This window comes from Nonomuraea sp. bgisy101, from assembly GCF_057708945.1.
The window spans coordinates 38,091-63,665 of record NZ_JBYITD010000050.1 but is presented as its reverse complement, the minus strand read 5'-3'; the positions used below and the strand labels follow the sequence as shown (position 1 = coordinate 63,665).

At 70.9% G+C, this 25,575-nt stretch carries 22 protein-coding genes; 9 read left to right on the top strand and 13 right to left on the bottom strand.

The window, feature by feature from the left end; all coding sequences use genetic code 11:
- Positions 1 to 207: 207 nt before the first annotated feature.
- Positions 208 to 762: a P-loop nucleotide/nucleoside kinase family protein gene (locus AC3EO4_RS50330; protein ID WP_431903173.1), complete on the bottom strand. Its 555-nt coding sequence runs from the start codon at positions 760 to 762 to the stop codon at positions 208 to 210.
- 456 nt (positions 763 to 1,218) lie between these two features.
- Between AC3EO4_RS50330 and AC3EO4_RS50325 the strand changes: the two genes are divergently transcribed.
- Together AC3EO4_RS50325 and AC3EO4_RS50320 are read left to right on the top strand one after the other, a co-directional pair.
- The gene (locus AC3EO4_RS50325) at positions 1,219 to 2,082 is read left to right on the top strand and encodes a phosphotransferase (protein WP_379578658.1); all 864 of its coding nucleotides are present in this window, start codon (positions 1,219 to 1,221) and stop codon (positions 2,080 to 2,082) included.
- Between the two features lie 59 nt (positions 2,083 to 2,141).
- On the top strand, positions 2,142 to 2,417 hold the full coding sequence (locus AC3EO4_RS50320; protein WP_358143616.1) for a TFIIB-type zinc ribbon-containing protein: 276 nt from the start codon (positions 2,142 to 2,144) through the stop codon (positions 2,415 to 2,417).
- Between the two features lie 288 nt (positions 2,418 to 2,705).
- On the opposite strand, the gene AC3EO4_RS50315 is transcribed toward AC3EO4_RS50320, so the two are convergent.
- From AC3EO4_RS50315 to AC3EO4_RS50305, 3 genes are all read right to left on the bottom strand, one after another.
- The gene (locus AC3EO4_RS50315; RefSeq protein ID WP_431903171.1) at positions 2,706 to 3,632 is read right to left on the bottom strand and encodes a hypothetical protein; all 927 of its coding nucleotides are present in this window, start codon (positions 3,630 to 3,632) and stop codon (positions 2,706 to 2,708) included.
- Between the two features lie 37 nt (positions 3,633 to 3,669).
- Positions 3,670 to 5,241, bottom strand: a complete 1,572-nt coding sequence (locus AC3EO4_RS50310; RefSeq protein ID WP_431903169.1) for an ABC-F family ATP-binding cassette domain-containing protein — start codon at positions 5,239 to 5,241, stop codon at positions 3,670 to 3,672.
- A gap of 131 nt (positions 5,242 to 5,372) precedes the next feature.
- Positions 5,373 to 5,948 (bottom strand): CGNR zinc finger domain-containing protein, encoded by a 576-nt coding sequence (locus AC3EO4_RS50305; protein ID WP_379578664.1) that lies wholly within the window; start codon positions 5,946 to 5,948, stop codon positions 5,373 to 5,375.
- A gap of 25 nt (positions 5,949 to 5,973) precedes the next feature.
- On the opposite strand from AC3EO4_RS50305, the gene AC3EO4_RS50300 reads away from it, so the two are divergent.
- Together AC3EO4_RS50300 and AC3EO4_RS50295 are read left to right on the top strand one after the other, a co-directional pair.
- The gene (locus AC3EO4_RS50300) at positions 5,974 to 6,120 is read left to right on the top strand and encodes a hypothetical protein (protein WP_379578666.1); all 147 of its coding nucleotides are present in this window, start codon (positions 5,974 to 5,976) and stop codon (positions 6,118 to 6,120) included.
- Between the two features lie 115 nt (positions 6,121 to 6,235).
- Positions 6,236 to 8,002: an AMP-dependent synthetase/ligase gene (locus AC3EO4_RS50295; RefSeq protein WP_431903166.1), complete on the top strand. Its 1,767-nt coding sequence runs from the start codon at positions 6,236 to 6,238 to the stop codon at positions 8,000 to 8,002.
- A gap of 115 nt (positions 8,003 to 8,117) precedes the next feature.
- On the opposite strand, the gene AC3EO4_RS50290 is transcribed toward AC3EO4_RS50295, so the two are convergent.
- From AC3EO4_RS50290 to AC3EO4_RS50280, 3 genes are all read right to left on the bottom strand, one after another.
- Positions 8,118 to 9,521, bottom strand: a complete 1,404-nt coding sequence (locus tag AC3EO4_RS50290; RefSeq protein ID WP_379578669.1) for a bifunctional phosphatase PAP2/diacylglycerol kinase family protein — start codon at positions 9,519 to 9,521, stop codon at positions 8,118 to 8,120.
- A gap of 167 nt (positions 9,522 to 9,688) precedes the next feature.
- Positions 9,689 to 10,747: an acyltransferase family protein gene (locus tag AC3EO4_RS50285; protein WP_431903164.1), complete on the bottom strand. Its 1,059-nt coding sequence runs from the start codon at positions 10,745 to 10,747 to the stop codon at positions 9,689 to 9,691.
- Positions 10,744 to 11,370 carry a TetR/AcrR family transcriptional regulator gene (locus tag AC3EO4_RS50280; RefSeq protein WP_379578672.1) on the bottom strand — a complete coding sequence of 209 codons (627 nt, stop codon included), beginning with the start codon at positions 11,368 to 11,370 and terminating at the stop codon, positions 10,744 to 10,746. Before AC3EO4_RS50280 ends, AC3EO4_RS50285 begins: the two co-directional genes overlap by 4 nt.
- Before the next feature lie 116 nt (positions 11,371 to 11,486).
- Here AC3EO4_RS50280 and AC3EO4_RS50275 point away from each other — a divergent pair, with 116 nt between their 5' ends.
- From AC3EO4_RS50275 to AC3EO4_RS50260, 4 genes are read left to right on the top strand one after another with little or no spacing between them, the layout of a single operon-like run.
- On the top strand, positions 11,487 to 12,110 hold the full coding sequence (locus AC3EO4_RS50275) for a TetR/AcrR family transcriptional regulator (protein WP_431903162.1): 624 nt from the start codon (positions 11,487 to 11,489) through the stop codon (positions 12,108 to 12,110).
- A gap of 2 nt (positions 12,111 to 12,112) precedes the next feature.
- Positions 12,113 to 12,526 carry an acyl-CoA thioesterase gene (locus AC3EO4_RS50270; protein WP_379578676.1) on the top strand — a complete coding sequence of 138 codons (414 nt, stop codon included), beginning with the start codon at positions 12,113 to 12,115 and terminating at the stop codon, positions 12,524 to 12,526.
- Positions 12,523 to 12,909 carry a hypothetical protein gene (locus tag AC3EO4_RS50265; protein WP_379578678.1) on the top strand — a complete coding sequence of 129 codons (387 nt, stop codon included), beginning with the start codon at positions 12,523 to 12,525 and terminating at the stop codon, positions 12,907 to 12,909. Before AC3EO4_RS50270 ends, AC3EO4_RS50265 begins: the two co-directional genes overlap by 4 nt.
- 49 nt (positions 12,910 to 12,958) lie before the next feature.
- Positions 12,959 to 15,016: a CehA/McbA family metallohydrolase gene (locus tag AC3EO4_RS50260; protein ID WP_431903159.1), complete on the top strand. Its 2,058-nt coding sequence runs from the start codon at positions 12,959 to 12,961 to the stop codon at positions 15,014 to 15,016.
- 93 nt (positions 15,017 to 15,109) lie between these two features.
- On the opposite strand, the gene meaB is transcribed toward AC3EO4_RS50260, so the two are convergent.
- The 5 genes from meaB to mtnA form a co-directional block, all read right to left on the bottom strand.
- A complete protein-coding gene (gene meaB, locus AC3EO4_RS50255; RefSeq protein WP_379578682.1) occupies positions 15,110 to 16,078 on the bottom strand; it encodes a methylmalonyl Co-A mutase-associated GTPase MeaB in 969 nt (322 codons plus the stop codon).
- A gap of 40 nt (positions 16,079 to 16,118) precedes the next feature.
- Complete coding sequence (gene scpA, locus AC3EO4_RS50250; RefSeq protein WP_431903157.1) at positions 16,119 to 18,245, bottom strand: methylmalonyl-CoA mutase; 2,127 nt, start codon at positions 18,243 to 18,245, stop codon at positions 16,119 to 16,121.
- Positions 18,242 to 19,912, bottom strand: a complete 1,671-nt coding sequence (locus AC3EO4_RS50245) for a methylmalonyl-CoA mutase family protein (RefSeq protein ID WP_431903155.1) — start codon at positions 19,910 to 19,912, stop codon at positions 18,242 to 18,244. Before AC3EO4_RS50245 ends, scpA begins: the two co-directional genes overlap by 4 nt.
- Before the next feature lie 69 nt (positions 19,913 to 19,981).
- Positions 19,982 to 21,847 (bottom strand): peptidoglycan-binding protein, encoded by a 1,866-nt coding sequence (locus tag AC3EO4_RS50240; protein WP_431903153.1) that lies wholly within the window; start codon positions 21,845 to 21,847, stop codon positions 19,982 to 19,984.
- Positions 21,848 to 21,932: 85 nt separating this feature from the next.
- Positions 21,933 to 22,871, bottom strand: a complete 939-nt coding sequence (gene mtnA / locus AC3EO4_RS50235) for an S-methyl-5-thioribose-1-phosphate isomerase (protein ID WP_379578688.1) — start codon at positions 22,869 to 22,871, stop codon at positions 21,933 to 21,935.
- A 93-nt stretch (positions 22,872 to 22,964) separates the two neighbouring features.
- Here mtnA and AC3EO4_RS50230 point away from each other — a divergent pair, with 93 nt between their 5' ends.
- A complete protein-coding gene (locus tag AC3EO4_RS50230; protein ID WP_431903151.1) occupies positions 22,965 to 23,630 on the top strand; it encodes an NAD(P)-dependent oxidoreductase in 666 nt (221 codons plus the stop codon).
- Positions 23,631 to 23,737: 107 nt separating this feature from the next.
- Here AC3EO4_RS50230 and AC3EO4_RS50225 read toward each other — a convergent pair whose 3' ends face one another.
- Positions 23,738 to 25,570, bottom strand: a complete 1,833-nt coding sequence (locus tag AC3EO4_RS50225) for a CASTOR/POLLUX-related putative ion channel (protein WP_431903175.1) — start codon at positions 25,568 to 25,570, stop codon at positions 23,738 to 23,740.
- Positions 25,571 to 25,575 lie beyond the last annotated feature (5 nt).

Below are 25,575 nucleotides of genomic sequence, written 5' to 3'. Positions count from 1 at the left end.
CTTCGGGACAACCCCTTAAACGTACTCCCGCATCCGATTCCTGTCGAACCGGACCCACCAGCAGACATGACGACAACCGGTGTGGATGTACTGGAGAAGAGGTTCCCCCGGACAGCCGACGATGATCGCCGACTGGGTGGGACTGGTGAACTCTATGTACGACTCCGCCAACCGTCAAATCAACGCACCGGCGTACCGGAAAATCCGTCATGACCTCATAGAACGCGCGTCACCGCTGCGCGGGCGCAATTCAGCGGCCGGTTCCGGGGGCAGGCGGATCTGCCTGTCGTCGAACAGGGCGAGTTCTCCGGCGTCCGGAGCCTCGAACAGCGCGGCGTACCGGGTCATGAGTTCGCGGGTGATGGAAGCGGTGTGCGCGGCGCCCTCGGCGGTACGGGCCTCCACCCTGCGGCACAGCTCCTCGAAGGGGACATCCAGGTAGTGGAGCTCGACCCCCACGCCAAGAGCCTGGGCGGCGAGCCGCTTCTCGTCCCGCTCGCCGCGCGTCCAGAAGCCGTACTCGAGGATCACGCTCTGATCGAGAGCCAGCAGCTCCCGCGCGTGCCGCCAGAGCTGTCGTTCGAGCAGGTCGCGCGCCTGCTCATCGAAGAGGTCGATGCCGAGCCCCGCCATCCACTCGTCGGGGCACAGCCGTACGGCGGGCAGGTCCGCGGCCAGCCGCCTGGCGAGAGTGGTCTTCCCCGCACCCGGCAGACCGCAGAGGAGGATCAGCCGTCCAGGCCGGTCCTTCGACTGGTGCACGCGTCCTCCGCTCACTCGCCCGCCGCCCGATCGCGGGCGTCTCCCGCTGACCGCCCGAACGAGGGCATCCCTCCCGCCGACCGCCCCGGTCGATCGCAGCCACCACCGGCCTCCGCCCGAACGAGGGCATCCCTCCCGCCGGCCGCCCCGGTCGATCGCAGGCACCACCGGCCTTAGCCCGATCGTGGGGCACTCGCCTCTCGACGGCCACCCCGATCGCAGGCGCCACCCGCCGCCCCGGTCGCGGGGTTCTCCCAGGAACCTCCGTTCACCGGCCGGAGCGACGCCGCCCCAGAGCACGTGAGCAGCCGATTCCCCCACCCCCGTCAGTGAGGGCCCGCGGTGAGGGGCGGCCCGTGCACCCTCGAGCGCCGTCGGCTGGGAACGTCGTGGCGAGCCTCTCAGGGATCCAGGCGGAGGGACCACCCAATAAACGGTGGCTCGTAGGCTTTGCGGGTGGATCTCGAGGGTGAGCTGTCGCGAATGGCCGGCGAGTACGGCGGGGCCGGGGAGCCGACCCGGCATGAGACGAGGAGCGACGTCGTCGTCGTCCGGCGCGGTGAGGTCGTGGTCAAGGCGCATTCGGCCAGGGATGAGCAGGCTCCCCTGCGGCTGAGGCTCAAAGCCTCGGCGTCTGCCGCGTTGACGGGGGTGATGCTGCCCCCGCTGGACCGTGAAGTGCGGACGGTATGTGGAAGATCGGTGACCGTATGGCCCGCCGGTACGCCGGTCGGGCGCGACGACCCTGACGCCGCTCCATGGGAGGAGGGCGCGCGGCTGCTTGCGCGGCTGCATGCCGTACCTCTGACCATGGTGCCGCCGCTGCCCGAGGCCGGTGGGCCGGAGCGGATGGCGCGGGCGGTCACCGGCATGCCGGGAGACGGAGCGGCTCAGCGAGTGGTACGGCAGGCGTTCGCGGCGCTGCCCGAACCCGAGCCCGTTCCCCGGCTGCTCACCCACGGCGACTGGCATCTGGGACAGCTCGTGCACCGCTCCGATCGATGGCTGCTGATCGACGTGGACGACCTCGGAGTCGGCGACCCGGCGTGGGACCTGGCCAGGCCTGCGGCGTGGTTCGCCGCGGGCCTGCTCGACGCGGACACCTGGGGCCGGTTTCTGAACGCCTACCTGGCTTCCGGCGGGCCGGCGCTCGATCCTCACGACCCATGGGCACGGCTGGACATCCCGGCCAGAGCGGTCACCGTGCAGCTCGCCGCTGTGGCCGTCGGCCATGCGCACAGGGAAGACCGGGAACTGGACGAGGTAGAACAATCGTTGGTCCAGTCGTGCGGCAGGATTGTCGGCCTCAAACAAGGCTGACATAGTGGCGCACGCAAGACAGAGTTACATCCCGCCAAAGGGCAAGGAGATCAAGCCAGATGCAGTGCCCCAAGTGCCGCGGCAATATGCGGACATATGAGCGCAACGGGGTCCACATCGAGCAGTGCGAGAACTGCCGAGGGATCTTCCTGGACTACGGCGAGCTGGAGACGCTGACTCGCATGGAGTCCCAGTACCACACCCCGCCCGCCGCGCCTCCGCCCCCCGCGCACGGGGCCCCGGCGTGGGGCGCCCCCGCCCCGCACTACGGTGGCGGGCACTACGGCCACCGGCGCAGGCACGACAGCTTCCTCGGGATGCTGTTCTCCTCCTGACCTCGATGGGGCAGGGCCGCGACCTCGTTCCGCGAGGGCCGCGGCCCTTCCGCATTTCCACGACCCGATGGACCGGACACGTTCCGCCGAGCCGATGGCGTGAAGACGCTCCGGCCGACGGCGCGGACACGTCGCCCCCCGCCCGCGACGCGGACACGTTTCCGCAGGCCGACAGCACGGGCTCCGCGGACCAATGGTGCGGACACGTTTCCACGGGCCCACAGTGCGGACACGTTTCCGCGGGCCGATGGTGCGGACACGGAAGGCGGACACGCAGAGGTCAGGCGGTCAGCCAGGGAAGGAGCCGGGGTCGACTTCGGTCGTGGGAGCGTTTCCGCCGGTGACCGAGTGGAGCGTCACGCGCCAGTCGTGCCACCGGATCTGCGTCGCCGTGTAGGTCGTCCTGAACCGCACCGGCTTCTCGAACCGCTCGAAGCTGCACGACCGGGTGAACGCCTTCCCGTCCCAGTCCACCCCGTGCGTGAAGAAGATCTCGTACGTTCCGTCCCGCACGCCTTTCACCTTGAACGTCGACTGCTTCCGCACGAAGACGGTGAACGCCTTGCCCTTCCCGCGCAGCACGGTCACCACCGCGTCTCTCGACCCGCCGTTGTCGATCAGCAGGGAGCTGCGGCCGTTGAGCCGCTCCGAGCGCAGGAACCGCCCGTTGGCCGGCCGCCGGGTCTGCTTCTTGCCCGCCTTGACCGGCACCACGTCGGCCGGGTAGTCGCCGAGCGCCTTCAACGACCTTCCCGCCTGGTCCATGGCCTGCAGCTTGTCCGCCACGTCGCTGAAGACGCCACCTGCCGTGCAGATGTCCCTTCCCCCCACCTTGCCGAGTGTCATTCCCAGCTCGGTGGTGAAGTTCTGGAGGCTGGCCACGTACGTCTCGTGCTGGACTCTGGCCTCGACGGGCGGTGCGAGTGCGGACAGGGCGTCGGCGGCGCCGCGGAGGGTCTCTTCGGCACGTTCCATACGATCATTGAGCGTCTTGATCGTTTTGGCGGAGGACACCGAGGCGAGAGCTCCGCGCACCTTCGCGCGCTGCTCGCTCAGCGCGTCGCGGTAGGCGTCGGCCGTGAGAGCGGGCGCGCTGCTCGTGGATGTCGCGACTCCCGGGGAGGTCTCCGCGGGCCCCTGAGCGGTGGCGGTGCACGCGGTCAGGGTGAGCATCGCCAGGCCGAGCGCGCAGGAGATCAACCGGGGGGCAACCATCTGCCACACTATCGCCCGGCTGATCCCCTGCCGTCAATTACGATTCGGTCAGACCGCTGTCCCGATCCTGCTGGAGCCATCGGGTGATCCCGAGCCCCCGCAGGAACGGCAGATCGTGGCTGGCCACGATCAGCGCGCCCTGGTAGGCGGCCAGCGCCTGCGACAGCTGCTCGACGCTCTTCAGGTCGAGGTTGTTGGTCGGCTCGTCCAACAGGAGCAGCTGTGGCGGCGGGTCGGCCGACAGAAGCGCCGCCAGCGCCGCCCTGAACCGTTCGCCGCCCGACAGCGTGCCGACCGGCTGCTCGGCCCGCGCGCCCCTGAAGAGGAAGCGCGCGAGGCGCGCGCGCACCTCGTTGACCGAGGCGCCCGGTGCGTGCGCGCGCACGTTGTCGACCACGCTGAGCCTCCCGTCCAGGATGTCGAGCCGCTGCGGAAGGTAGCCGGCCGGAACCTGCGCCCCCGCCGCCATGATGGCCTCGAGCAGGGTGGTCTTGCCGGACCCGTTCGGGCCGAGCAGCGCGATCCTTTCCGGCCCGCGCACCTCCAGACGTCCGACGGAGCCTTCGGTACGGCTCGCCGTATCGAAGGACAGGACGACGCGCCCCGCGGGGACCGCGGTCTCCGGCAGTGAGATGCGGATCCCGGTGTCGTCACGCACGGCCTGCGCGGCCTCGTTCAGCCGCTCGCGTGCCTGCTCCAGCTTCTCCTCGTGCATGATGCGGTGCTTGCCCGCCGATACCTGGGCCTCGCGCTTGCGCGCCTGCATGATGATCTTCGGTTCGCGCTTGCGCGCGTACATCTTGTCGGCGTAGCGCTCCCTCCGGGCGAGCTTGACTCTGGCCTCGACGAGTTCGCGCCTCTGCTTGCGCAGGTCGGCCTCGGCGACCCTGACCATCCGCTCTGCGGCCTCCTGCTCGGCCGCGAGCATCCGCTCGTAGTCGGTCAGGTTGCCGCCGTAGACGCGCACGGCGCCGTCGCGCAGCTCGGCGACCTGGTCGACCAGGTCGAGCAGGTGCCTGTCGTGGCTGACGACCACCAGCACTCCCGGCCAGGCGGAGACGGCCGCGTGGAGCCGCTGCCGCGCGTCGAGGTCGAGGTTGTTGGTGGGCTCGTCGAGCAGCAGCACGTCGGGCCGGTGGAGGAACTGGGCGGCCAGCCCCACCATGACGGTCTCGCCGCCGGACAGCGTCGCGACCGTGCGGTCCAGCCCGACGTGGCCGAGGCCGAGCGTCGACAGCTGGGCGACCGCCCGTTCCTCCACGTCCCAGTCGTCGCCGACGGCGGTGAAGTGCTCCTCCCGCACGTCGCCCGCCTCGATGGCGTGCAGCGCGGCCCTGGTCGCGCTGATGCCGAGCAGGTCGGAGACCGTGAGCTCACCGCGCAACGGCAGGTTCTGTGGCAGGTGGCCGACCTGCCCCGCGACGCTGACCGAGCCGGACCGGGGGCGCAACTCCCCCGCGATGATCTTGAGCAGGGTGGACTTGCCCGACCCGTTGGCGCCGATCAGGCCGGTGCGCCCGGCCGGGAAGGCGGCGTCGAGCCCGTCGAGCACTCGGGTGCCGTCGGGCCAGGTGTAGGAGACATGGTCGATCACAACGGAAAATGACATAGAGGAGCTCCCGTCAGAAAGTCGAATTTCATGACTTGGCGGGAACCACCGCGAAGACGCCCGAGGTCCAGGTGCGCACGTGCCCACGACAGGGCGAGACGGCGCGGTGCCCGCGACCTCAGAACTCCACGTCAACAGCCTCCACGGCTCGGTGATGCGACCGGGTCACCGTACCCGGGCTCACGATCCTGCGCAAGGGTTCGCGCCCGATGCGCCGCGACGTTGACGCGGTTGGCGCACGCCAGCGAGCAGAACCTGCGCCGCCCGTTGCGTGAGGTGTCGACGTAGACGGTCCGGCAGCCGTTTCTGTCGCAGCGACCGAGGCGGCGGCCGTCCGAGAAGCAGATGGCCATGGCGAGCCCGCCCGCCGTGGTGTCCTTGGCCCGCGCGACGATGTCGGCGCCGAGGGCGAAGAAGTGCAGGTGCGGCCTGCGGCCGTCGTGCGCGCTGATGTACGGGGTGGCCGCCGTGATCGCCAGCAGGTCGTTGACGAGGGCGATCTGGGCGTCCTGGTCCGTCTCGCCGAAGACGGGGTCGAGCCTTCTCGCCCACCTGCCGAGCTCGTCGGCCTGGTCGGGCGTGAGGTCGGCGCGCAGCATCTCGTTCCTGGTCAGCAGCGGGGTGATCGCCTCGGGGGTGAAGACGGAGGCGTTGACCAGGTCCGCCGACAGAGCGGCGCCGTTGCCGCCGTAAGCGTTGAAATGCATAAGGGCATTACATCAGATTGGAGGCATGCATTCCATGACGCTCATCTCGTCCCACGTGACGTCGGATGGCGTGATCTCCTACCTGCGTTGCGAGTGCGGCGCGTGGGAGGTGCGCACGGCCGATCACGAGAACGTCGCGACCACTCCGGCTCAACGGGTGATCACCGTGTGAAGATCGTGACCACTGGTGAGGGAACCGCCGAAGGTAACTGATCCTGACCATCGACTGACACACCGCATTCGGCCTAGAGTGCGCACCAAGTCGTCCCCCTCACCGGAGGTCAGGAATGTCCAGCATTCCCGCTCTGTTGCGCGATCGGATCAAGGCCACCCCCGACGCCGAGGCCTATCGTCACCCAGCGGGCACCGGATGGGAATCGCTCACATGGGCTCAGGTGGGCGAGCGGGTGCGCCCGCTGGCGCTGGGCCTGGCCGAACTCGGCGCCTCCGCCGAGGCCAGGGTGTCCATCCTCTGCTCGACGAGGCTGGAGTGGGTGCTCACCGACCTGGCCGTGCTGTCCACGGGGGCGGCCACCACGACGATCTACCCCTCCAACACCGCCGCCGAGTGCGCGTACGTCATCAACGACTCCGGCAGCACGCTGGTCATCGCGGAGAACGACGACCAGGTCGCGAAGCTGGCCTCCGTCCGCAAGGACCTGCCCGGCGTCCGCCACGTCGTCGTCATCGACGGCACCGCGAGCGAGGACGGCTGGGTCGTCCCGATCGACCAGGTTCGCGCCGAAGGCGACTACGACGCCATGATCGACGTGATCAAGCCGGAGGATCTGGCCACGCTCATCTACACCTCGGGCACCACCGGCAGGCCCAAGGGCGTGGAGCTGACCCACGACAACTGGCTGTACGCCGCGGACGCCGTCCGCAAGATCGATCTGATCGGCCCCGACGACCTGCACTTCCTGTGGCTGCCGCTGTCGCACTCGTTCGGCAAGCTCCTCGAGGTCGTGATGATCGACATCGGCGTGCCGACGGCGATCGACGGCCGCCTCGACAAGATCGCCGAGAACCTGGGCGAGCTGAAGCCGACGTTCATGGCCGCCGCGCCGCGCATCTTCGAGAAGATCCACAACACGGTCGCCGCGACGGTCATACGCGAGGGCGGCGCGAAACTGCGGATCTTCAACTGGGCCAAGAGGACGGGCATCAGGGTCAGCAGGGCCCGCCAGCGTGGCGCCGCGCTCCCGCTGACCACGCGCCTGGAGTACGCGCTGGCCGACCGCCTGGTGTTCGCCAAGCTCCGGGGACGCTTCGGCGGGCGCATCCGCTACTTCATCTCGGGTGCCGCCCCTCTCTCCCAGGACGTCGCCGAGTTCTTCGACGGCGCGGGGCTGACGATCCTCGAGGGGTACGGTCTGACCGAGTCGTCGGCGGGCAGCTTCCTCACCAGGCCGGACAGCGTCCGCCTGGGGACGGTCGGGCCGCCGCTGCCCGGCACCGAGGTCCGCATCGCCGAGGACGGCGAGATCCTCATCGGCGGGCGCGGCATCATGCGCGGCTACCACGGGCTCGCGGAGGAGACCGCCGAGACGCTCGAGGACGGCTGGCTGCACACCGGCGACATCGGTGAACTCGACGAGGCGGGGCGGCTGCGCATCACCGACAGGAAGAAGGAGCTGATCAAGACCTCGGGCGGGAAGTACGTGGCGCCCACCTACCTCGAGGGCCGCATCAAGGCGGCGTGCCCGTACCTGTCGCACGTGTTCGTGCACGGGGACAAGCGCAACTTCTGCACCGCGCTGGTGACGCTGGACATGGAGGTCGTACGGCCGTGGGCCGCGGCGGAGGGGCTGCCTGACGACCCTGAGAAGCTGCGCGAGCACCCGCGGATGCGGGAGGAGGTCGGCAGGGCGGTCAAGCAGGTCAACGAGGGGCTGGCGAGCTACGAGACCATCAAGGAGTTCGCGATCCTGGCCAACGACTTCACGGTGGAGACCGGGGAGCTGACCCCCAGCCTGAAGATCAAGCGGAAGGTGGTCGAGGAGCACTACGGGCAGACGCTGGACGCGTTCTACACCAACGCCAACGTCGTCTGACCTGCCGGACGTTGTCGAAGCAGGCCTCCGCCGCCCTCCGGCCTCCCGTGCGTGCGAGGTCTTCGGCGGGGAGCCGTGCTTCGCCGGATGGGCGGCGCTGCCGGCGGGGTTCGGGTCAGCGGAAGACGTGGAGGGAGCGGGGGCGCTTGGCGAACGTGAGCGGCCCGCGGGCGGTGACCGTCTCGCCGTCGCGGGCCAGCCGTACCGCCCCGGAGGGCGTCTCCACGCGCACGGTGTCCGCCTGCCATTGCCGGTAGTGCCGTGACAGCCCGAGCCGTCCGCCCACCGCGCTCCCGAACGCCCGTACCCTGGGCAGCCGCCGGGCCGCGGTCATCAGCCTGACGTCGAGCAGCCCGTCCTCGAGTCTGGCCCGCCGCCCGAGACCCGGGCCGCGCGAGCCGTACCGGCAGTTGCCCACGAACAGCCACCACGCCCGGTACGGCACGCCGTCCACGACCACGTCGACGGGCTCGACGTCGCGGCGGAGCACCTCGGCCAGGCCCCACAGCAGCGCGGGCCACTTGCCGATCCGCTTCTGCCTGGCCTCCGTGCGCCCGGCGAGCGACGGGTAGATGCCGAGGCCCGCGTTGTTGACGAAGACCCCGCCGGCGACCTCGCCCACGTCGACGGCGGCGAGCTCGCCCGCCCGGTAGGCGGCGACTGCCTCCTCCACGTCGGCGATGCCGAGTTCGGCGGCGAAGGGGTCGAGCGCGCCGGCGGGGACGACCAGCAGCGGCTTGCCGTGGTCGAGGGCGGCCTGGGCGCCGCGGTTGACGGTTCCGTCGCCGCCCGCGACGGCGAGCGCCTTGCCTCCTGCGTTGTCGATGGCGGCGAGCGGGACGAACTCCGCCCTGGGGAAGGCCTTGCGGAGCGTCTCCTCCAGCTCGTCCGCGGCGGGGTCGACGGCGACGGCGAGCCCTTCGCCCGAGGGGTCGACGTCGAAGGCGGGGGCGGTGGCCGAGGCGCGCGCCCTGCCCGCTTCGGCCGCCTCCGGCCAGATGCGGCGGGTGATGAGCCCGGCGGCGACGCCGATGGCCGCGCCCGCGAGCACGTCGCCCGGGTAGTGCACGCCCGTGTAGACGCGGGAGAAGCAGACGGCCGCCGCCAGCGCCGACACGGGGACGGCGACCGCTGCGGGGGCTTCGAGCGCGACGGCCGTGGCGAAGGCCGCGGCCGAGGCGGAGTGGCCCGAGGGGAACGACGCCGACAGCGGCGTCTTGAGCAGCCTGGCCAGCGGCAGCGCGTCGGAGACCGGGCGCTTGCGGCCGAAGGCCTGCTTGCCCGCCAGGTTGACCAGAGGGCTGGCGAGGCTGACCGCGAGCAGCCCCCTGGTCGCGGCTCTGCGCAGGCGTCTCCTGCCGCTCAGCGCGAACGTGCCCGCGACGCCGGCCCACAGCAGCGCGTTGTCGGCGGCTCTGGACAGCGGCGGCAGGACGCGTTCGAAGCCCGGCAGCCTGGCCTGCGCGACGGCGGCGTACAGGTGCTTGTCGAGGCGGTGCAGCCGTGATCGGAGTCGCATGTGTATCTCCTGCCCACGTTCGTGCGTTTTCAGCGTCACCCGATGCCGCCCCTGGGCCACGGCGGGCCGGCCGGATTCGCGTGCCGCGCCACACCACGATGGGGCGATGGGTTCACAGGTGAGGGTACGGCCCCGGCACCGCGACGCTCAGGGATGCCCCATGCCGCTCAAAGGATCCTCTTGGCGCCGGGCAGCGAGCGCGTCAAGGAGGCGAGGCCCCAGCACAGCGGCAGCGCGAGCGCGGAGACGACCGCGAACTTGACGATGGCGGCTACGTGCAGCCAGGCGAAGGCGTAGGCGAGGCCGACCAGCACGACGGGGTGGATGATGTAGACGGTGTAGGCGTGCTCGGACAGGAACCTGCCGCGCGCCCCCTGCGCGTTGAAGCGCTCGCGGAACAGCACCAGCAGGCCGATGATGACACCGACAGCGAACACCGCCTCCCATGTGGCCTGCGCGAGGTCGGCGACGGCTCCGCCGGACATGAAGCGCACGGGGAGCAGCACCAGCGTCCCCAGCCCCGCGGCGGCGAAACCGAGTCTGCCCGCCCGCCTCGACAGCGTGGCGAACCAGCCACGCCGGTGGGCGAGCACGCCGATCGCGAACATGCTGGCGTACTGCGGCAGGTGGGACGGCGTGGGCAGGCCGAGGACCGGGACGTAGAGGCCGATGGGCACGACCAGGCGCCAGGCGAAGGTGACGGCGGCGAGCGCGAGCGTGTAGGCGGCGATCGGCGCCGCTCCTGGCGCCTGCTCGGGGCCCGACCTGGGGATCCGGCCGTAGCGGCGGATGACGGCGTAGACGGCCGCGAAGACCAGCAGGACCTCCACGAACCACATCGGACCCGGGTCCCACGACCCGATGTAGAACATCCAGTACGGCATGTCGAAGTCCTGGTAGACGCCGATCATGGCCAGGGGGCGGAGTAGCAGGAGGAAGACGATCAGCGGGACGCCCAGCCGTACCAGCCGGTCGCGCATGAACGCGCCGCCGCCCTTGCGGTCGTAGGAGCCGGGGGTGAAGAAGCCGGAGATGAGAAAGAAGAAGCCCATGAAGAACGCCTGGTCGAACATGACCAGGACGTCGAGCGCCACTCCGGAGGGGTCCTTCGCCGGCTCGAAGACGTACCAGGCGTGGATGGTGCCGTAGGTGAGGGCCATGTGGTGCAGGATCACGAGGACCGTGAGGACCACGCGCAGGTTGTCGACGTAGGCGAGCCTTCTCACTGCGGCCCCTTCGTGGCGCGGACGAAGATCTCGGCCAGTTCCCTGGCGTGGGCGTCGAGGTCGTGCTCGGGGTGGACCGACCAGTAGGCGAACATGTTGTCCACCGCGGCCGAGTGGGTGATCGCCATGACCCGCGGGTCGAACTCCCTGAACTCGCCCGTGGAGTGGCCGAAGCGGTAGATCCGCTCCAGCGACTGGTAGAGCTCCTCGTTGGCGGCGATGCCGTATCTCGGGGAGCCGTCGGGGAGCCGGAGATTGGTGAAGATCTCGCCCAGGGCCTTCAGCTGGGTGCGGTGCTCGCGCATGTGCTCGGCGACGGTGAGGATCTGGGTGCGCAGCAGTTCGGTGGCGGTGGTCTTGTCCTCCATTCTGGCCAGGACGAATTCGGCGATGTCGGAGTAGACGTGGTTCACGACCTCCTCCATCAGGTCGTCCTTGCCGGAGAAGTGGTAGGAGATGACGCCCTTGCTGATGCCGGCGTGCTTGGCGATGAGGGCGAGCGAGGCTTTGGCGAATCCCACCTCGGCGATCACCTCGATGGCCGCGGCCATGATCTGGGCTCTTCTGGCCTTCTCGATGAACGATCGCGGCTTCTGGCCGGTTGCCTCATTTTCTGACCGCATGGCCAAAATCTAGCACAGTCGACCAATGTCGCACCCCGCGCCGCCCCGCGCGGTGGCCGTGCGATCGGGAAAACAATCTTAACGACCGATCGGTCTTATTGTGCTACCGTGAAGCCATGACTGACGGCAGGAAGGCGCGCGGGCAGCGCAGCAGAGAGGCCATCCTCGAAAGCGCCGTGGCGCTGGCCTCGGTCGACGGTCTCGGCGGGCTGACGCTCGGCCGTCTCGCCGAGGTCGCAGGAGTCAGCAAGTCCGGCTTCTTCGCCCACTGGCGCGACAAGGAGCAGCTGCAGCTCGACGCCGTCGAGTGGGCGAGGCGGCAATGGGTGGAGCACGTCGTCACCCCCGCCCTCGCCGCGCCCAAGGGTGTGCGCAGGGTCCTGGCCCTGCACGAGGCCAGACTCGCCTTCTACGAGAAGGGCGTCCTGCCCGGCGGCTGCTTCTTCTTCGTCGCCCAGGTCGAGTTCGACGACCGTCCCGGCCCTGTCAAGGACAGGGTGGCCGAGGCGATGAACGACTGGCTCGGCTACCTGGAGAAGTCCGTCCAGGAGGCCGTCGACAGGGGCGAGCTGCGGGCCGACCCCGCCCAGCTCGCCTACGAGATCGAGGCGCTCGGCGAGGCCGCCGTCACCCACTCCCGCCTGCGCGACGGGCCGCGGGCCTTCGGCCATGCCCGCAGGGCGGTCCTGGACCGCCTGCGGGCCCTCTCCCCCGATCCATCGCTCCTCCCGGAGGATTGACCTTGTCCCACACCCGTCCCGTCCAGGTCCACTTCGACGACCTCGACGCCATGGGCCTGCTGCACAACGCCCGCTACTCCGTGCTCGTCGAGCGGGCCATCACCGCGTTCTGGACCGAGCTCGGCTGGAACTTCGACCCCGCCCACTCCCGCTTCAAGGACGTCTTCCTCGCCGTGCGCGAGTTCAGCATCACCTACCACGTGCCGATCATGGGCGTGGGCGAGCCGCTGGTGCACTTCTGGATGGAGCGGATGGGCAACACCAGCGGTGTCTACGGCTTCCGCGTCCTGTCCCCCGACGGGCAGACCGTCCACGCCGAGGGTCGCAGGGTGAACGTCAACCTCGACCCCGCGACGCTGCGGCCCACCCCCTTCAGCCCGGAGATCCGCGACGCGGCGAAGGTGCTCGCCGCGTGATCAGGAGCCGGTGGATCCCCGGCCCTGAGCCGAGGGGCACGGGGGCCGTCGTCGTCAGCCTCACCGACTTCCGCCTGCACAGGGCCGCGCACCTGCCGCGGGCCGCCCGTACCGGATGGCGGCTGGGCAGGCTGTGGCCTGAGCTGGACGGCGCGGTCGGGCTGTGGCTGTGGGCCGAGCCGTGGGCGCGCCGCATCGGCTCGGTGTCGGTGTGGCGCTCGGAGGCCGACCTCAGGGCGTTCGTCCGGTTGCCCGCCCACGTGGAGATCATGCGCGCGTACCGGAGCAGGGGCGCGCTGGTCTCCGCCACGTGGACGAGCGAGGCGAGCGACCTCTGGGAAGAAGCCTGGTCCCACGTGGTGGAGGATTCCGCATCCGCGTAGTGACAAATGCCGCCCCACGGAATCAGGCGCGTCGCCGCACCGTGCCAGGATGACGGCACGCGAGGCGGGAGAGGCCATGTGCGATGATCCGATGCTGCCGGCGACGGTCGCGGCCGCGCTGCGAGAGTACGGCGGGCTGCTCGGCGAGCACGGCATCACCTGGGGTGAGCCGGAGATCCACTACGTCAAGCTGTTCAAGGTCAGGGCGGTGCTGCCGCCCGAGCTGATGGACCGCTTCTGGGGGCTGGCCTTCACCCGGCTGGCCGAGCGGCACCCCGGCGCGTCGTCCATGGAGCTCGGCGCCCGCCTGCGCGAACCCGACTACGACGTGCTCCTGCGCGACACGCTGGAGGGGCGGCTGCCCGGCTCGCTGGCCGCGCTCAGGATCGCCGATGAGGGGGTGCGCCTGGAATGCACCCCACGCCCCGTCCTCGGCCCGCCGCCGAAGGTGCCGCTGCTGATCGACTCGTGGCGCGACGGTCCCGTGGCGGTGGAGGTCGACGGGGTGCGGCGCGAGCTGCGCGGGGCGGGCGCGTGGCTCGCCGAGGTCGCGGCGGGCAGCGAGCTGACCGTCGACGGCATGCCGGTGAGCCTGTCGCGGCTGGCCAGGACCGTGCCGTCGGCCAGGCTCAGGCTGAGCGCCGGGTTCCCCTGCCGGTGGAGCGTGTTCGGCGCCGACGGCCACGGCTGGTTCCCCGACGGCGCGCCACACCGCCACGACTTCCACGGCCTGCCGTACTTCCACGGCGACGACCTGGTGCTGGACGTGCCCGCCGACACGCTCACGGTCACCGTCACCAGGGGCATGGAGTACGGCGAGGCGCTGACCGCCGTCACCCTCGCCCCCGGCGAGGAGCGGACCCTACGGCTGACACCGCGCAGGGTCCACGACGCGGCCGCGCGCGGCTGGTATGGCGGCGACATGCACGTGCACCTCAACTGGGCGGGCGATCGCGTCGCCGCTCCCGCCGACGCCGCGGCCGTCCAGCTCGGCGAGGACCTGCACGTGTTGAACCTGCTGGCGGGCAACGTGTCGGGCGCGCGCGTCTACGACAGGGAGGCACTCGATCACTGGGTGGGAGCCGACCTGCCGTGGTCGGACGGCACGCACGTGGCCAGGATGGGTGTGGAGTACCGCAACGACCTGCTCGGCCATGTCTACGCCTTCGCCCCCGCCAAGCCGCCCGAACGCTTCCACACCGGGTTCGAGGGCGAGGCCGACTGGCCGCCCAACGCCGACGCGCTGCGCGAGCTGCGCCAGTCGGGGGCGCTGCTCGGCTACAGCCACCCGTTCGGCCTGCCGCTGGCCGAGGACGACCCGCCCCGGCGCCTGGTGCGTCCGGTGGCGCGCAACTGCTCGGCCCGCGAGCTGGTCGTGGACGCCGCGCTGGGCCTGGTCGACAGCCTCGACGTGCTCACCCACGCCCACATCGGCGCCACCGCGATCGTCTACCGGCGGCTGCTCGGGGCGGGCAACCGCCTGGCCGTCAGCGCGGGGACCGACACCATGCTGTCCTTCACCCACCTGGACCGCCAGTCGAGCCCGCCGGGGTGGGCGCGGGTGTACGCCAGGGTGGAGGGCGCGCTCAGCGCCGCCTCCTTCGCCGACGCGGTACGGCGCGGCAGGACGTTCGCCACGACGGGGCCGTGGCTGGAGCTGTCGGTCGACGGGCAGGAGCCGGGCGCCGTGCTGGACCTGGCGCTCGGATCGGAGGTGGGCGTCACCGCGCGGGTCGTCGGCGCCGAGGTGTCGGAGCTGCGCCTGCGCACGGCGGACGGGGTGCTGGCGGTGTCGGAGGGCCAGTCCCTGACCGCCTCGCTGCGGGTCTCGTCGCCGACCTACGTGCTCGCGGAGGTGGTCGGGGGGCCGAGCCCGCGCTCGATGACGGGGGAGACGTACGCGCTGACCAGCCCGGTGTACGTGGAGGTGGAGGGAGCGGGCGTGGCTAGGCACGAGGACGTGCGGTGGTGCCTGGACTGGCTGGACGAGCTGGAGGAGCTGCTGCGCGAGCACGCCGTCCTGCGCACGCCCGAACAACTCGGCGACCACCTGGGACTGCTGGAACGAGCCCGCGAGGTCTACCGGGCCCGCCTCCGCGCGACCTGACCACCAGGCCACCGCCTCCCTGCCCCCGTGCCCTGCCACCGTGCGGTCCGGCCCGCGGCGGATCCGCGCCCGCGCATCGGCGGCCGTGGGCGGTCAGAGACGCTTGAAGACCGACAGCAGGCGTTCGGCCGCCAGCGACGGTGTCAGGGTCCCTTCGAGGACCTCCCGCTCGACCTCGGCCGTGATCGCCGCCACCGACGGGTTGCCGCGCAGCTCGGAAAGCAGCCGATCGCGCACGAGCGTCCACGTCCACTGCACCTGCTGGCGGCGCCGCTTGGCCGCCAGGTCGATCCGGCCCTGGTGGGCCATGACCTGCCCCCACACCTCGTCGAGCCCGCCGCCGGTCAGCCCACTGCACGTCAGGACGGGTGGCGGCGGCCCCTCGGAGCGGAGCATGCGCAGCGCGCCCGCCAGCTCACGGGCCGCCTTCCTGGCCGCGAGCTCGAACTCCCCGTCCGCCTTGTTGATCGCGATGACGTCGGCGAGCTCCAGCACACCCTTCTTGATCCCCTGCAGCTGGTCGCCCGTCCTGGCGAGGCTGAGCAGCAGGAAGGTGTCGACCATGTCGGCCACGGCGGTCTCCGACTGCCCGACGCCGACGGTCTCGACGAGCACGGTGTCGTAGCCCGCGGCCTCGACGACGACCATCGCCTCCCTGGTGGCCTTGGTGACGCCGCCGAGCGTGCCGGAGGTCGGAGAGGGCCTGATGAAGGCCTGCGGGTCGGCCGACAGGCGGGACATGCGGGTCTTGTCGCCGAGGATGCTGCCGCCCGTCCGCGTCGACGACGGGTCCACGGCCAGCACCGCCACCCTGTGGCCCTGCTCGGTGAGGCGGGTGCCGAGCGCGTCGATGAACGTCGACTTGCCGACGCCCGGCACGCCCGAGATGCCGACCCTGCGGGCGTGACCGGCCAGCGGGGTGAGCTCGACCAGCAGCCGCTGGGCCAGCTCGACGTGGTCGGCCCTGGTGGACTCGACGAGGGTGATCGCGCGGGCGATCCAGGCGCGGGAGCCCGACTTCACACCGTGGACGTAGTCGTCGAGCGTCCTCACCCGCGCCACCCGCCCGGCCTCCTGTGCCCGGGGCGCGAGCCGTGGAGCATCAGTGGCCCAACCGCGAGGACAGCTCGCGCACCAGGTCGAGGGCGGCGTCGGCGATCACCGTGCCGGGCGGGAAGATCGCGGAGGCGCCCGCCGCCCGCAGCTCGTCGAAGTCGCCCGGCGGGATCACGCCGCCGACCACGATCATGATGTCGTCCGCGCCCAGGGTGGCCAGCGCCTCCCGCAGCGCGGGGACGAGCGTGAGGTGGCCGGCGGCGAGCGTGGAGACGCCGACGACGTGCACGTCGGCCTCCACCGCCTGCCGCGCCACCTCCTCGGGCGTCTGGAACAGCGGGCCGACGTCCACGTCGAATCCGAGGTCGGCGAAGGCGGTGGCGATCACCTTCTGTCCGCGGTCGTGCCCGTCCTGACCCATCTTCGCCACCAGGATGCGCGGCCGCCGCCCTTCGGCGACGGCGAAGTCGGCGCATGCCTGCCGTACCAGCTCGATGCCCTTCACCGGACCCGCCTCGTCGCGATACACCCCGGAGATGGTGCGGATCTGCCCCGCGTGCCGTCCGAACACCTTCTCCAGCGCGTCGGAGATCTCGCCGACGGTCGCCTTGGCGCGGGCGGCCTCGACCGCGAGCGCGAGGAGGTTGTCGCCGCCCGCCGCGCCCTTGGTGAGGTTCTCCAGCGCCTGCCGTACGGCCTCGCCGTCCCTGTCGGCCCGCAGGCGGCGCAGCTTGTCGAGCTGCTGCGCCCGCACCGCGCTGTTGTCGACCTTGAGCACCTCGATCGGCTCGTCGGCCTGGGGCCGGTACTTGTTGACGCCGATGACGGGCTGCCTGCCTGAGTCGATGCGCGCCTGGGTGCGGGCGGCGGCCTCCTCGATGCGCAGCTTGGGCAGCCCCGCGTCGATCGCGCGGGCCATGCCGCCCGCCGCCTCGACCTCCTCGATGTGCTGCCACGCCTTCTCCGCGAGGTCGTGGGTGAGGCGCTCGACGTAGTAGGAGCCGCCCCACGGGTCGATGACGCGCGTGGTGCCCGACTCCTGCTGCAGCAACAACTGCGTGTTGCGGGCGATGCGGGCGGAGAAGTCGGTGGGCAGCGCGAGCGCCTCGTCGAGGGCGTTGGTGTGCAGCGACTGGGTGTGGCCCTGCGTGGCGGCCATGGCCTCGACGCAGGTGCGGGCGACGTTGTTGTAGACGTCCTGGGCGGTGAGGGACCAGCCGGAGGTCTGGGAGTGGGTCCTGAGCGAGAGCGACTTGGGGTTCTCGGCCCCGAAACCCGACACCAGCCTGGACCACAGCAGGCGGGCGGCCCGCAGCTTGGCGACCTCCATGAAGAAGTTCATGCCGATGCACCAGAAGAACGACAGCCTCGGCGCGAACGCGTCGATGTCGAGCCCCGCCGCCATGCCCGCCCGCAGGTACTCCACGCCGTCGGCGAGCGTGTAGGCCAGCTCCAGGTCGCAGGTGGCCCCCGCCTCCTGGATGTGGTAGCCGGAGATCGAGATGGAGTTGAACTTCGGCATGTGCGTGCTGGTGTAGGCGAAGATGTCGGAGATGATCCGCATCGACGGCCCCGGCGGGTAGATGTAGGTGTTGCGGACCATGAACTCCTTGAGGATGTCGTTCTGGATGGTCCCCGTCAGCCGCTCGGAGGCGACCCCCTGTTCCTCGGCGGCCACGATGTAGAGCGCGAGGATCGGCAGCACGGCGCCGTTCATGGTCATCGACACCGACATCCTGTCGAGGGGGATGCCCTCGAACAGCTGCCGCATGTCGTAGATGGAGTCGATGGCGACGCCCGCCATGCCGACATCGCCCGCCACGCGTGGGTGGTCGGAGTCGTAGCCGCGGTGCGTGGCCAGGTCGAAGGCGACGGACAGGCCCTTCTGCCCTGCCGCGAGGTTACGGCGGTAGAAGGCGTTGGACTCCTCGGCGGTGGAGAAGCCGGCGTACTGCCTGATCGTCCACGGCTGGTTCACGTACATCGTCGGGTAGGGCCCGCGCAGGTACGGCACCGCGCCCGGGTAGGTCCGCAGGAAGTCGAGCCCTTCGACGTCGTCCGCCGTGTAGACCGGCTTGACGGCGATGCCCTCAGGCGTCTCCCACGGCTCGCCCTCGGCGCCGCCGCCGGATCCCACGGGCGCCAGCGGGATGTTCGTGAAGTCCGGGATCATCGAACCACTCCCAGGTCGTCGAAGGTCGTGTGGAGGACGTCCAGCGCGTCGCATCCGGCGTACAGGGTCGCGTCCACGCCCTCGTGGGATCCCTTCCCCGCCAGCCAGATCCTTCTCGCCCCCGCCCGTCTGAGCGCCTGCGCGACGGCGGTGGCGTGCTCGCCGTACAGCTTGTCGGTCGAGCACAGGCACGCGACGGCGGCGCCGCAGTCGGTGAAGGCCCGTGCGATCTCCTCGGGGTCGGTGCTCGGCCCCGAGGAGACGGTCTCCAGGCCGCCGGCGTGGAAGAGGTTGGCCGCGAAGGAGGCCCTGGCGGTGTGCGCGGCCACGGGACCGATCGTGGCGAGGAAGACCCTGGGCCGCTCGGGCTGGGCGTCGGCGAGGTCGCGCAGCTCCTCGTAGGGCCGCGCGTACCGGACCCCGCCGCTCCTGGCCCCCTCGCTCCTGGCCGGGGACGGCCGCAGGGGGCGCTCACGCGGGTCGGGGAACTCGCTCACGCCCGTGATCGGGAAGCGCCGGTGCGCGACGTCGTCGTCCCTGCGCGCCCTCGTCTGCGCGATCCGCGCGGTCACCAGCTCACCGGCATCCTGGACGCCGCCGGCCGCCTCGATCTCCTGGAACCACGCCCAGGCCCTGGCGGCCAGGTCGGCGGTGCGCCGCTCGACGTACCACGATCCGCCCGCGGGGTCGGCGACCCGTCCCACGCCCGACTCCTCCAGCAGCAGGACCTGCGTGTTCCGCGCGATCCGCCTGGCGAAGGCGTCGGGCGCGCCCACGGCGGCGTCGAAGGGCAGCACGGTCACCGCGTCGGCGCCGCCGACGCCCGCGGCGAAGCACGCCAGCGTGGTCCGCAGCATGTTCACGTACGGGTCGCGCGCCGTCATCATCGCGGAGCTGGTCACCGCGTGCTGGAGCTGGACGCCCTGCCCGCCGCAGACCTCGGCCACCCGCGCCCACAGCAGTCGCGCCGCCCGGAGCTTCGCGATCGTCGCGAACTGGTCGGCGGTGGCCGCGTAGCGGAACTCCAGCTGGCCCAGGGCGGCCTCCACGGGCAGCCCCGCCGCGGTCAGCGCCCGCAGGTGCGCCACCCCCACCGCCAGCGAGCAGCCGAGCTCCTGCGCGTCGCTCCCGCCCGCGTCGTGGTACGGCAGGCCGTCCACGACGATGGCCCGCAACCCCGGATGCTCGGCCGCGCACCGCAGGGCCAGCTCGACGGCGTCGCCGCCGAGCCCCGCGCCCAGGTTGCCCCTGACGGAGGCGCCGAGCCCGAGCAGGACGCCGGCCGCCTCGGCGGTGCGCTCTCCCGCCTCCAGCACGACGGGCGCCAGGTCGAGGTGGACGCCGTCGAGCGTGCGCGCCAGGTCCTCCACGGGGACCGCCAGCCACAGCGAGGTGACCCCGCTCTCCAGGTCGGCCAGCACCGCCTCGTTGTCGGGTACGGCATGCCGCTGCCGTACGTCCCAGCCCCGGTGCGGGGCGCGGGGGGCGCGCAGCTCGGGCAGGTCGCCCGCGTCGTAGAGAGGCGCTATCCGCACACCGTCATAGGTGTCGGTGCCCAGAGCGGCTTCGGGCGAGTCCGACTCCACGCCCGACTTGCGCAGCACGCCCAGCGCGAGGGCCCGCCAGTCGTCCCGGGTCGTCGACGGAAAGTCCGCGGCGAGTCTCATGCCTTGGATGGTAGGCGCACCCGCTCCAGAACATTGATCCGGGGGCGGGTATCCGCGGCTCGTGACGGGTCAGGGCAGCGGCGCTTCCCAGGTGAGCCGCCAGGTCGTGGGGCCGACGACGCCGTCGTCGGGGATGTTCTGGTTGCGCTGGAAGCGGCGGCACACGTCGCGCGAGTCGGATCCGTAGGCGCCGTCGACGTCGAGGGTCCAGCCGCGCTTCTTCATCTGCCGCTGCCAGGTGCGCACGTCCTCGCCGCGCATCACGGGCGGGAACCTCAGCAGCCGCCCGGGGAAGGCGGGGGCCTGCGGAGGCGTCGGCGGCTCCTGCCCGCCGGGCCTGGGCGCGCCGCGCCTGACCCAGCCGTAGAGCGAGTCGCCGGGGCAGTCGGTGTTGAAGCCGTCGCGGTGGCCTTTGATCTCGCGCCCCGCCATGCCCTCGTCGCGCAGGTGCTGGATCGCGTCGAGGATGGCGTGCAGCACGCCGTCGGGCGGCTGGATCAGACCCGCGTTGCCGACCAGGCCGAGCACCGCGTAGTGGCCCGAGTTGAGCCCCGCCCCGTTGGCCGCGGGCAGATGGTGCGCCCCCCGACCCTCGAACACCTTGCGATGCGGGCACCCGATGTAGGTGTTGCCGGTGAAGTAGACGGTGCCGTTGCGGCGCGCCAGCCAGCTCTGGTTCTCCGTACGTGGGCACCAGATTTCCCCGGTGTACGTCTCGCGCGTGACAGCGAATGTCGACTGGCGCAACGCGGCGGGACGGGGGCTGAAATGGTGCAGACGCCCCAGTTTGACCTGCCACATCTCGCTGGAGCAGCTTGTGGTTGGAGGCCTCACGCGCAAGGACGCCGCCTTGCCTGAAAGGATCACGGCGAACATGAACGCTTCGGCTGCGGCCCGGCTCTTCTGCGCCAGAATCTCCTCGCCCGCGTTGTCCGCGGCCAGGGAAGACTCGATGAAGAGGGACAACTGCGCCCGGGTGAGGGAGAGCAGGAACTCATGGCTCGGCACCCTGTCAGGCGCGACCTCCAGCAGGCGCCGTCCTGCGTCCGCGGAGAGATGGAACTCCGCCAGATGCCGGTTGACGCACTCGCGCCATCGGGGATTCCCGTCGGTACGTGCGCCGACGCGAGGGAACTCCTCGACCGGTGGGCCGAACGTGGCCGTCAGCGCGGCTCTGATGCGCGCGACGTAGCCGGGATTGGTTTCCATTGACTGGTACAGGGCCACGCTGGTGGCCCGGCGCCCGTCTCGAAGCCTCTTGATATGCCCTTCCGTCCAGAACCACGCGACGAGTTCGACGAAGGCGTCGGACCATTTCGGCTCCACCGGCAGGTCTCCGCACGGAGCGGCGATCGGGATCCGGTCCCAATAGCCGAGTGTCTCTGTCGTCGCCCAGAGCCGCTCATGTGTCGTCAGTGCGCGAGGAGCCTTGCCCGTCGGCAGCCACTCCCCGTCTTGGCCCTTCTGCCGTGTGGTGCCGGTGCGCCTACGGAAACGCTCCACCGGCCAACGGTGCTGCGGAGTGGTGAGCGAGGAATGACTGACGCCCTCCATCCGGATCATCTCTCGTTCTCTGGACGGAAAGACGCACACCTCGAGGATCGGCTGCCACTGCGAGACGCCGAGCTCATGGTTGAGGGTGAGAGCGAGATCTCCGACGTCAAGCTCCTTGTAGGACTTCCAGCCCACCTGAGTGAGGATTTCCGTCTCTTCGTCCACGCAGTAGCCGATGTCGATCCAGCCGTTGGAGTCCATGTGGAAGTTCTGGATGGACTGCACCAGCGCCACGCACTTGGCATGGTCGCGCACGATGCCCGGATCGACCCTGCCGCCCGTGTAGTGGACCTTGACTCCCCTGGTGGAGTCGAGCTGGGTGTAGCTGCCGCGCGGGGAACGGGCGCGCCAGTCACGGCGCGAGACAAGATCGATGGCCACGACGATCTCCCGGGTGAGGATGGTGACAACCGAGCGTAACGCGGGGTGTACGGACAGATCCCGGAAATGTCGATTATTGGTCTGGCTAGGGCCTGAAGACCCGCCGGTCCGTAACGATGGCGGAGATCAGGTCGTGGGGCGTCACGTCGAACGCCGGGTTCAGCGCGCGGGCGCCCTCGGGCGCGATGCGCACGCCCCGGACGTTCACCACCTCGTCGTCGCCCCTGTCCTCGACCTCGATGTGCTCGCCCGAGGGGGTGGCCGCGTCGATGGTCGTCTCGGGGGCGACCACGATGAACGGCACGCCCGCGCGCTCGGCGCCCAGCGCGAGCGAGTAGGAGCCGATCTTGTTGGCGGTGTCGCCGTTGGCGGCGATCCTGTCCGCGCCGATCAGCACCGCGTCCACCCCGCCCTTGGCCAGCAGGTACGGCCCGGCGGAGTCGGCGACCAGCCGGTACGGCGCGCCCATCCGCTCCAGCTCCCACGCGGTGAGCCGCGCGCCCTGCAGCAGCGGCCTGGTCTCCAGGGCGAGCACCTCGGCCAGGCGCCCCCGCTCGTGCAGGGTCTGGATGACGCCCAGCGCGGTGCCGCGCTCCACGGTGGCGAGAGCACCGGTGTTGCAGATGGTCATGACGCGCAGCCTGTCGCCTTCGAGCAGGTCGGCGCCGCGCTCGCCCATGGCCACGCAGGCGGCGATGTCCTCGTCCCTGATCCGCTTGGCCCTGGCGAGCACCGCCTTGCGTCCCTCCTCGAGGTGCGCGGCGGCCTGGTCGACGCCCCATGCCAGATTGGCGGCGGTCGGCCTGGCGGCACGCAGGCGGGCGATGGCCTTCCTGTCACCGTCGGCCAGCACCACGCCGAACGCCCCCGCCACGCCAAGGGCGGGGGCACCCCTGACGGCCAGGCGCCGGATCGCGTCGACGAGCTCGTCCACGGTGGTGATGCGCAGCTTGACCAGCTCGTCCGGCAGCAGCGTCTGGTCGATGAGCTCGATGGCCCCTCCGACCCAGTCGATCGTCCTCACACGCGCACGGTACCAATCGCACGGACGGTCACATTTCACATCGGCCGATCGTCATGGAGATGAGCCACGATTCGACAGAGGAGCAGGACGACCATGAGACTCGCCATCATCGCCGCCACGGGCGGCGTCGGCAGGCACCTGCTGGAGCAGGCCGTCGACGCGGGGCACGACGTGACAGCGGTCGTCCGCGACCCCGCCAGGCTGTCGCGGCCCGTCAGCGCGGTGAGCGCCGACCTTTCGGCGGCCGGCCCCGCCGGGCTGGAGCCCGCCTTCGACGGCGTCGACGCGGTCGCGTCCTGCCTCGGCCCCCGCTCGGGTTCGGAGGCGGGCGTCACGTGGCGCGGCACCACGGCCATCACGCTGGCGATGAAGGCGACGGGCGTCAGGCGCCTCGTCGCGGTCAGCGCGGCCCCCGTCGGGACCGTCGCGTCGCCCGGCCGCCCCCACTCGCCCCGGCGCGACCCCGGCGACGGGATCGTCATGGGCGACCTGCTCTACCCGGTGCTGAAGGCCGTCCTGCGCAGCACCTACGCCGACCTGGCCAGGATGGAGGACGTCCTGCGCGACAGCGGCCTCGACTGGACCGCCGTGCGGCCCGTGCGACTGACCGACAAGCCGCTGACCGGGACCTACAGGACGGCCTTCGACCGCAATCTGAAAGGCGGCAGGTACATCTCGCGCGCCGACGTCGCCCACTTCCTGCTGAGGGTCGTCGAGCGGCAGGACAGCGTCGGGAGGAGCGTGGGAATCGCCTACTGATCAGGGCACGGCGTGACGGCGGGGTCCGGAGTCCCGCTGGAGCGCGCGTGGACGACGGGCGGCCACCGGTGACCCCGGTGGCCTGGGCCCGGCCCGCCGTACGGGATCTAGCGCTCGGACAGGACGATCACCGAGTCGCCCGCGGCGAGCGTCACCGGCTGGTTCTTACCCGGGTTGAGCACCACCCCGTAGTGCGGCGCCTGGTTGATGCCCGACGCGAGCCGGTAGCCGATCGCCGTCTCACCGCGCCGCCTGGCCGACTCGATGACGGTCGAGAACGACACCCGCGCCCCCGGCGTCACGTACGACGCGGCGGGCCTGGGGTAGATCTCCGAGCCGCGCGAGTCGAAGAGGTAGCCGAAGACGTCGGCCAGGTGCCTGTTCTCGGCGAGCTGGGCCAGCAGCAGGCCGATCACCGTGTCGCTGATCACGATGTCGTCGGCCTCGGTCACCTCCGCCAGCGAGCGGTTGTTCTCGTCGTGCATCTCGCTGACGATCGAGTACCGCTCGCCCGTCGCCGTCTGCATGTCGCGCAGCTGCAGCAGCGTCATCAGCGTGCGGGTGTCGGCGTGCTGCGGCTTGAACCTGTCGTCGGACAGCACGATCACGTGCTGGTAGAGGCCGACGCCGAGCGCCTCGAGCGCGTACCTGTCGGTGGTGTCGCACTCCTTGACGTTCACGGTGAGGTTGCGCAGGCCGCTCAGGCCCGTGCCGGCCTTCGGGTGGTCGGCCGCCACGTCCAGCACCGAGCCTGGCGCGACGTAGCCGTCCAGGTAGCGGACGATGTGCTCGGCGCGGGCGTTCCAGTTGAGGATGAGCGTGCGCTCGGTCTCCGGCGGCACGGCCTGCGCCGTCGCCATGTCCTTGTCCGAGTACGAGGCGGCGCCCGAGGCGAGGTGGATGAGCGAGTCGTCGTGGGCGATGACGATGACCTGGTCGTCGGCGCCGATGACGGTGTCCATGGGCGGGTTGAGCACGACACCGGAAGGGCGGCGCAGGCCGATGACGGTCGCCGTCTCGTAGGCGTGCAGCGCCTCGCCGTACGACTGGCCGGTCAGCGCGGCGTCGGAGCGCAGGTAGATCTCGCCGCCGTCGAAGTTCAGCAGGTCCATGCAGACCACGGACATGCCCGACTGCCGGGAGGACTGGACGATCAGGCGGGAGGCGGTGTCGTCGGAGTCGACCAGGTGGACCTGGCTGCCGCCGGCCAGGCGGGCGGCGGCCATGTTGCGGCTGGAGGTGAGCGAGGCGACGACCGGCGGGTGGTCGCCCGCGCGCTTGGCGAGCGCCAGGAGGATCTTGATGACGTGGGCGTCGGGGTCCTCGCCGTCGGGCGACAGGACGACGATGGAGCGGGCCCGGCCGAGGTTCATCAGGCGCAGGTCGCCCGGTTCGGTGGGCCGTCCCGTACGGCAGACGAGCCTGGTCCTTCCGGTGTCGCCGATGCGCTCCCTGATCTCCTCCTCCATGTCGAGCTTGTCGCGGTCGGCCATGACGGCGATGACCGAGCCGCGCTGGCTGGCGTGCGCCTTCACCAGCTCGCCGACGATGGTGAAGATCTGGTCCGACCAGCCGAGGACCACGGTGTGACCGCTCTCGGCGACCATCGACCGGCCCCTGCGCAGCCGGTCGATCTTCTGCTTGAGCCCGTTGGACAGCAGGCCGACCAGGATGCTGACGATGAAGATGCCGGCCAGCGAGCCGATGAACATCACCGCGAGGAAGGCGGTGCTGCCCTTGTCGCTGGCGACCTTGCTGGGCGTCATCGCGTGCATGAGCGCCAGCCACAGCACCTCGCCGGGGCTCGAGCCCTCCGGCTCGTCGGTGAGCCAGACGGTCATTCCTGCCACGACCAGCACGATCGCGACGGACACCACGGCGAGCCAGCCGATGAGCGAGGCGGTCCCCTTGGACATGGTGTTGTCGAACCAGTAACGCATGCGCT

Bases quoted from the DNA above. Each gene is read 5' to 3' on its own strand.
- AC3EO4_RS50320 (WP_358143616.1), top strand. From the start codon at position 2,142: ATGCAGTGCCCCAAGTGCCGCGGCAATATGCGGACATATGAGCGCAAC.
- AC3EO4_RS50315 (WP_431903171.1), bottom strand. From the start codon at position 3,632: ATGGTTGCCCCCCGGTTGATCTCCTGCGCGCTCGGCCTGGCGATGCTC.
- AC3EO4_RS50310 (WP_431903169.1), bottom strand. From the start codon at position 5,241: ATGTCATTTTCCGTTGTGATCGACCATGTCTCCTACACCTGGCCCGAC.
- AC3EO4_RS50305 (WP_379578664.1), bottom strand. From the start codon at position 5,948: ATGCATTTCAACGCTTACGGCGGCAACGGCGCCGCTCTGTCGGCGGAC.
- AC3EO4_RS50300 (WP_379578666.1), top strand. From the start codon at position 5,974: ATGCATTCCATGACGCTCATCTCGTCCCACGTGACGTCGGATGGCGTG.
- AC3EO4_RS50295 (WP_431903166.1), top strand. From the start codon at position 6,236: ATGTCCAGCATTCCCGCTCTGTTGCGCGATCGGATCAAGGCCACCCCC.
- AC3EO4_RS50290 (WP_379578669.1), bottom strand. From the start codon at position 9,521: ATGCGACTCCGATCACGGCTGCACCGCCTCGACAAGCACCTGTACGCC.
- AC3EO4_RS50280 (WP_379578672.1), bottom strand. From the start codon at position 11,370: ATGCGGTCAGAAAATGAGGCAACCGGCCAGAAGCCGCGATCGTTCATC.
- AC3EO4_RS50275 (WP_431903162.1), top strand. From the start codon at position 11,487: ATGACTGACGGCAGGAAGGCGCGCGGGCAGCGCAGCAGAGAGGCCATC.
- AC3EO4_RS50260 (WP_431903159.1), top strand. From the start codon at position 12,959: ATGACGGCACGCGAGGCGGGAGAGGCCATGTGCGATGATCCGATGCTG.
- scpA (WP_431903157.1), bottom strand. From the start codon at position 18,245: ATGATCCCGGACTTCACGAACATCCCGCTGGCGCCCGTGGGATCCGGC.
- AC3EO4_RS50245 (WP_431903155.1), bottom strand. From the start codon at position 19,912: ATGAGACTCGCCGCGGACTTTCCGTCGACGACCCGGGACGACTGGCGG.
- AC3EO4_RS50230 (WP_431903151.1), top strand. From the start codon at position 22,965: ATGAGACTCGCCATCATCGCCGCCACGGGCGGCGTCGGCAGGCACCTG.
- AC3EO4_RS50225 (WP_431903175.1), bottom strand. From the start codon at position 25,570: ATGCGTTACTGGTTCGACAACACCATGTCCAAGGGGACCGCCTCGCTC.